This window comes from Pseudomonas sp. P5_B2 (assembly GCF_056400445.1).
In genome coordinates, this window is the sequence record NZ_JBFULH010000260.1 from 1 (window position 1) to 5,941 (window position 5,941).

The 5,941-nt window shown below is 56.9% G+C and carries 4 protein-coding genes; 2 read left to right on the plus strand and 2 right to left on the minus strand.

Annotated elements, in window-relative coordinates; genetic code table 11:
• Window positions 1–91: 91 nt before the first annotated feature.
• Complete coding sequence (purD, locus tag AC1DRJ_RS17715) at window positions 92–1,387, plus strand: phosphoribosylamine--glycine ligase (protein ID WP_477803298.1); 1,296 nt, start codon at window positions 92–94, stop codon at window positions 1,385–1,387.
• Between the two features lie 100 nt (window positions 1,388–1,487).
• Window positions 1,488–4,265 carry a hybrid sensor histidine kinase/response regulator gene (locus AC1DRJ_RS17720; RefSeq protein WP_477803299.1) on the plus strand — a complete coding sequence of 926 codons (2,778 nt, stop codon included), beginning with the start codon at window positions 1,488–1,490 and terminating at the stop codon, window positions 4,263–4,265.
• Window position 4,266: 1 nt separating this feature from the next.
• Here the strand turns inward: AC1DRJ_RS17720 and AC1DRJ_RS17725 are convergent, their stop codons facing one another.
• Both AC1DRJ_RS17725 and AC1DRJ_RS17730 read right to left on the minus strand, forming a co-directional pair.
• Complete coding sequence (locus AC1DRJ_RS17725; RefSeq protein ID WP_477803300.1) at window positions 4,267–4,983, minus strand: hypothetical protein; 717 nt, start codon at window positions 4,981–4,983, stop codon at window positions 4,267–4,269.
• 56 nt (window positions 4,984–5,039) lie between these two features.
• On the minus strand, window positions 5,040–5,846 hold the full coding sequence (locus tag AC1DRJ_RS17730) for a hypothetical protein (RefSeq protein ID WP_477803301.1): 807 nt from the start codon (window positions 5,844–5,846) through the stop codon (window positions 5,040–5,042).
• Window positions 5,847–5,941: the final 95 nt, after the last annotated feature.

Consider the following 5,941-nt stretch of genomic DNA (forward strand, 5'->3'; position numbering starts at 1 on the left):
ACCGAGTTGTCTGCATCGCCGGCAGGCCAGCTCCCACAGAAAAGCAGCTTCAGTGCTGCCTCCAGAATTAGCGTCATCCGAGGTTTTTGAAATGAATGTTTTGATCATTGGCAGCGGTGGCCGTGAACATGCCCTGGCCTGGAAAGTGGCTCAGGATCCGCGCGTGCAAAAGGTTTTCGTGGCCCCGGGCAACGCCGGTACCGCCATTGAAGCCAAGTGCGAGAACGTTGCCATCGACGTGCTGGCCCTGGAACAACTGGCGGACTTCGCCGAGAAAAACGTTTCCCTGACCATCGTCGGTCCGGAAGTGCCGCTGGTTGCCGGCGTCGTTGACCTGTTCCGCTCCCGTGGCCTGGATTGCTTCGGTCCGACCGCTGGCGCGGCCCAGCTGGAAGGCTCGAAAGCCTTCACCAAGGACTTTCTGGCGCGACACAAGATCCCGACCGCCGACTACCAGAACTTCACCGAGATCGAGCCAGCCCTGGCTTATCTGCGTGAAAAAGGCGCACCGATCGTGATCAAGGCCGATGGCCTGGCCGCCGGTAAAGGTGTGATCGTTGCCATGACCCTGACGGAAGCCGAAGACGCCGTACGCGACATGCTCGCGGGCAACGCGTTCGGCGACGCCGGTTCACGCGTGGTCATCGAAGAATTCCTGGACGGCGAAGAAGCCAGCTTCATCGTCATGGTGGACGGCAAGAACGTGCTGCCAATGGCCACCAGCCAGGACCACAAACGCGTCGGCGACGGCGACACCGGCCCGAACACCGGTGGCATGGGTGCTTACTCCCCAGCCCCGGTCGTAACGGCCGAAGTGCATCAACGGGCCATGGACCTGGTGATCTGGCCGACTGTTCGCGGCATGGCCGAGGAAGGCAACGTCTACACTGGCTTCCTGTACGCAGGCCTGATGATCGACAAGGCCGGTAACCCAAAAGTCATCGAGTTCAACTGCCGCTTCGGCGATCCGGAGACCCAACCGGTGATGCTGCGTTTGCAGTCGAGCCTGGTCTTGCTGGTTGAAGCCGCTCTGGCGCAAGCGTTGGACAAGGTCGAAGCGCAATGGGATCCACGTCCGAGCGTCGGTATCGTGTTGGCCGCTGGCGGGTACCCGGGTGACTACGCCAAAGGCGTGGCCATCAACGGTCTGGATGCAGCAGCCGCACTGGAAGGCAAAGTCTTCCACGCGGGCACTGCACTCAAGGACGGTCAAGTGGTAACGGCCGGTGGCCGTGTGCTTTGCGCCACCGCCATGGGCGCCAGTGTCGATGCAGCGCAGCAACAGGCTTACAAGCTGGCGGCTGGAATTGACTGGGAAGGCTGTTTCTACCGCAATGACATTGGCTACCGTGCCATTGCCCGTGAACGTGGCGAAAGCCAGGAATAAGGCCATTCATTCGGCCAGGCAAGGGCCGCTGGTCCTTGCCACACTATTCCGGTACCGCGCATGGTTATAATCTGCCATCAACCTACGAAGGGATTTCGCCGTGCGCTGGCTCAGGATTGCCATAAGTCTCACTGTCACTCTGCTGACCCTGCTCTGCATGCTCCCGGCACAAGCCGCGCAAGGCAGTGGCTGGGCAGTATTGTTCGACGAACAGGGCGACCTGCAGCTCAGCGACATCCGTTCCGCGCGCTACACCAATCAATTCAGCCCCATCGAACTCGATCGCCTGACGGCGGCCGAGCCCGATGGCGCGTTATGGCTGCGTTTCAGGCTGGCCCCCGGCACACATGAACAATTGCTGCGGGTGTTCGCACCCGATCTGTCGGCACTCAATCTGTATGTACTCGACGGCGACACGCTGATCGAACATTTGAAAACTGGTACCGGTCAGCCCCAGGCTGACCGCCCCCTGCCCAGCAGCGAATTCATGCTGCCGCTGCCGCAAAGTGACAAGCCCCTCGACGTCTACCTGCGCCTGGTCTCCGACCATCGTTTGCGACCGTACATCACCCTGCAATCAGCAATCAAGACCGCGGCCGATCAGAACCAGACGTTGATCTACGGCCTGCTGTTCGGTTGCCTCGGCATGCTGATCCTGCACAACTTCGTGCGCTACGCCTACACACGTTCGCGCAGCAGCCTTTGGCTGGCCTGGTGTGAAGGGTTGTTGCTGCTCAGTCTGCTGTTGCTGCTGAACCTGGCCGGGCCATGGTTACCGGACTGGCATGCCATCCAGACGCCTGGCGCCTACCTCGCGTTATTGCTGACTGCGCCGAGTGGCCTGATGCTCGCCCGCTGCTTCTTCGCCCCACTCGGCCCTCACCCGCTGAACAAACTGCTGCTGGCGGACATTTTGTTCATCGTTGCCTGCGGCATGCTGTTGTTGTTCGTCAACACCCTGCCGCTGAACATCATTACCTACGCCCTGGTTGCGCTGGCAGGCCTGAGCATGTTGTTCGTCAGCGCCTATCACTGGCAAAAAGGTTATCGTCCGGCGCGGTTTTTCGTCGCGGCGATGGTGGTGTTCAACATGGGTGCCCTGATCATGCTACCCGCACTGTTGGGACTGACACTGGTGGCGCCACAAGGCCTGATCACTACGCTTCTGGTGTTCATCTGCATCAGTGGGTTACTGATGAGCATCGCCCTGAGCGAACGTCAGCGCAGCATCACTGAAGATCGCTTCAGTGTCAGTCGCGACCTGGCCGCCAGCAACGCCGAGATCAACGCCAAAGCCGAGTTCCTGGCGAAAATCAGCCATGAAATCCGTACGCCCATGAATGGTGTTCTGGGCATGACCGAGTTGCTGTTGGGCACGCCACTGTCGGTCAAGCAGCGTGACTACGTGCAGACCATCCACAGCGCCGGCAACGAACTGCTGACACTGATCAACGAGATTCTCGACATCTCCAAGCTCGAATCAGGGCAGATCGAACTGGACGACGTACAGTTCGACCTAAACGCCTTGATCGAAGACTGCCTGAGTATCTTCCGCGCCAAGGCCGAGCAACAGAATGTCGAGCTGATCAGCTTCATCCAGCCGCAAGTGCCGCGCGTTATCAGCGGTGACCCTACACGCTTGCGCCAGACCCTGCTGAGCCTGCTGGAAAACGCGCTGAAGAAAACCGACGAAGGCGAAATTCTGATCGTCGTCGCCCTCGACGAACGCAGTGCAAAACCGCGGCTGCGCATCGCGGTGCAGGACAGCGGTGTGCCGATGGAACCAGAAGAGCGCGACGCCCTGATGCACGCCGAACTGCACAGCAAGCACTTCCTCTCGGCAACGAGTCTGGGCGGCAATCTGGGGCTGGTGATCGCTCGTCAGCTGATCCGCCTGATGCACGGCGAGTTCGGCATCAAGACCGGCGCCAACCAGGGCAGCACATTGTGGCTGACGTTACCATTGGACCCCGACCGACTTGAGCACCCGACCTCTGACCTCGATGGTCCGCTGCAAGGTGCGCGCGTACTGGTGGTGGACGATAACGACACCTGCCGCAAAGTGCTGGTGCAACAATGCAGCGCCTGGGGCCTGAACGTCAGTGCCGTGCCTTCCGGCAAGGAAGCCCTGGCGCTGTTGCGCACCAAGGCCCACTTGCGCGATTACTTCGATGTGGTCTTGCTGGACCAGAACATGCCCGGCATGACCGGTATGCAACTGGCGGCCAAGATCAAGGAAGATCCGAGCCTCAATCACGACATCCTGCTGATCATGCTGACGGGCATCAGCAATGCGCCGAGCAAGATCATTGCGCGCAACTGCGGGATCAAACGCATCCTCGCCAAACCCGTGGCCGGCTACACCCTCAAGACCACCCTCGCGGACGAGCTGAATCAGCGCAACAAAGGCCCGGCCGTTTCGCATCATCTGCCTGCAGGCCCGGCGCTTCCGATCAAGGTCCCAAGCGACTTCCGCATTCTGGTGGCCGAAGACAATTCGATCTCGACCAAGGTCATTCGCGGCATGCTCGGCAAGCTCAACCTGCAACCGGACACTGCCAGCAATGGCGAAGAAGCCTTGCAGGCGATGAAAGCCCAACGCTACGACCTGGTATTGATGGACTGCGAAATGCCGATCCTCGATGGTTTTTCTGCCACCCAGCAGCTACGTGCCTGGGAAGTCGGCAACCAGCGAACCCGCACACCGGTGGTGGCATTGACAGCGCACATCCTCGCCGAGCACAAAGAGCGAGCGCGTCAGGCTGGCATGGACGGGCATATGGCCAAGCCGGTGGAGCTGTCGCAGTTGCGTGATCTGATCGAGCATTGGGTTGCCCAGCGGGATCATCAGAATCGCACCACAACTCAACCGTCGTGAATCACCGCTTCAAGTCGACTGCGTACTGATTGGGTAATAGCGAGTGCACTGCCCTTATCAGATCCTCACGAGCAGGCGCGACGACCGAGCCAATCCGCTGGCGCCACAGCTCAAATGCCGTCGAATCCAGTACTGCAACACATCCGTTAAACTTAATTTCGCCGACGATATCGTTTGTTTGAAATAGGTGTTCAATTACTGAACTCGGGAGTGTTTCACGAGTTGTAAAACTGAAACTCAAACAAATAAATCGCAAACCCTTCAGGGCAATACCGAGCTGCAATCGGACGGTTATCAGGTTCGAGGCGCTATCCTCAACGAGCGAATATTGGCGCAGTTGAGCGCGGACCGCACTGTGTGTTGGTAGTCTGGTCAACTCAATCAGCGCACGATCAACGGCTTCGATAGAGGTGCTGGAAAGATAAAGACTGAGTTTCGACGCGACTATTTTACGTAGCGACTGGCGCGCCTGCTCTGAATCAGGCCCATATCCACCGCCGAAGCTCTGCAGGCGCGTCCAGCCAAACTGATTGAATTGCGAGCTGTATTGCACCCACCACTGCTCATAATCGGCCAAGGAAGACTGCTTGGCTTCCGAAGCAAGTTGCATATATAAAGTTGAATCAAGCACATCATTCCACACCCTTTGATTCAGCTCATGCGACAACAACAAAACGCTCCCGCCGACAATAAATATTCCGGAGTCATAGCTCAACATAAGCACTACTTCCTGGATTCAAAAAAAACCGGAGACAAACGCCTCCGGCTCCAATGTTATTGACCGGCTAAAATAGCCTGGAAAGCTCGTTCATCCAGTTCATCGAGGTAAGCGTTTACCCTCGCCTCCCGTTCAGCCGGGTAATCCTCCTCATGGATAACCATGTAAGCCGTGTCCTGGGAGACGTTGACTTCAGAACTCTTCCATTCAAAGAACAGCACACCACCGTCTTTACCTGGTTGCGCGGAATAATTGACTGCCGCGACAGCCAGGTTTACGTATCCTTCCTTGTCTTGTACGCCGGAGGCAATGCCAAAACGGCGGCCCTGGGCCTTCTCTACAGAACGATTAAAAAGATTGAGTGCTTTTTCGTCCTGCTTGAGAAAACCGAGGGTATCGGAGACCAGAGAGGGGATACCGACTCCCCCGACGGCGCCTTTAACGAGACCACCAACAATATCGACCACTACATTCGCCATGGTCAGACTTTGCGTTTTTTTTTCATACTCCTTGGAAACCTGGGCGACTTTGGTCCATTTCAACAATGTAAGAGTCTGTACCAAAGACTGAAATCGCTTCTCAATCTGGTGATTTCCCGGAAACTGGTTACTGGCCATGATTTCAGCGAATCGATAAGTATTGAGCATAACTTTCTTGTTGCGGCGGGTCATACCATCCAACATACCGACAACGTTAGGTCCATCGACCACAGCCTGGATATTTTCCAGGTCAATCAGGTTCGGCGTCGACTTCGCCGAAAAACCCGTAAAACGCACCTTTGCCTCAGAGGCGGGATAAAGCTTGATCAGATCAGTAATTACTGCCAACTGTTCCGACTCATCCAAAATAACAACTTGATTCATTATTCAACACTCCATTGTTATCAATACGAGCCAATCCAGCTCGGAAACCACACTACCAAAACAAACTTGAAAACCCAAACATTGAACACATACAA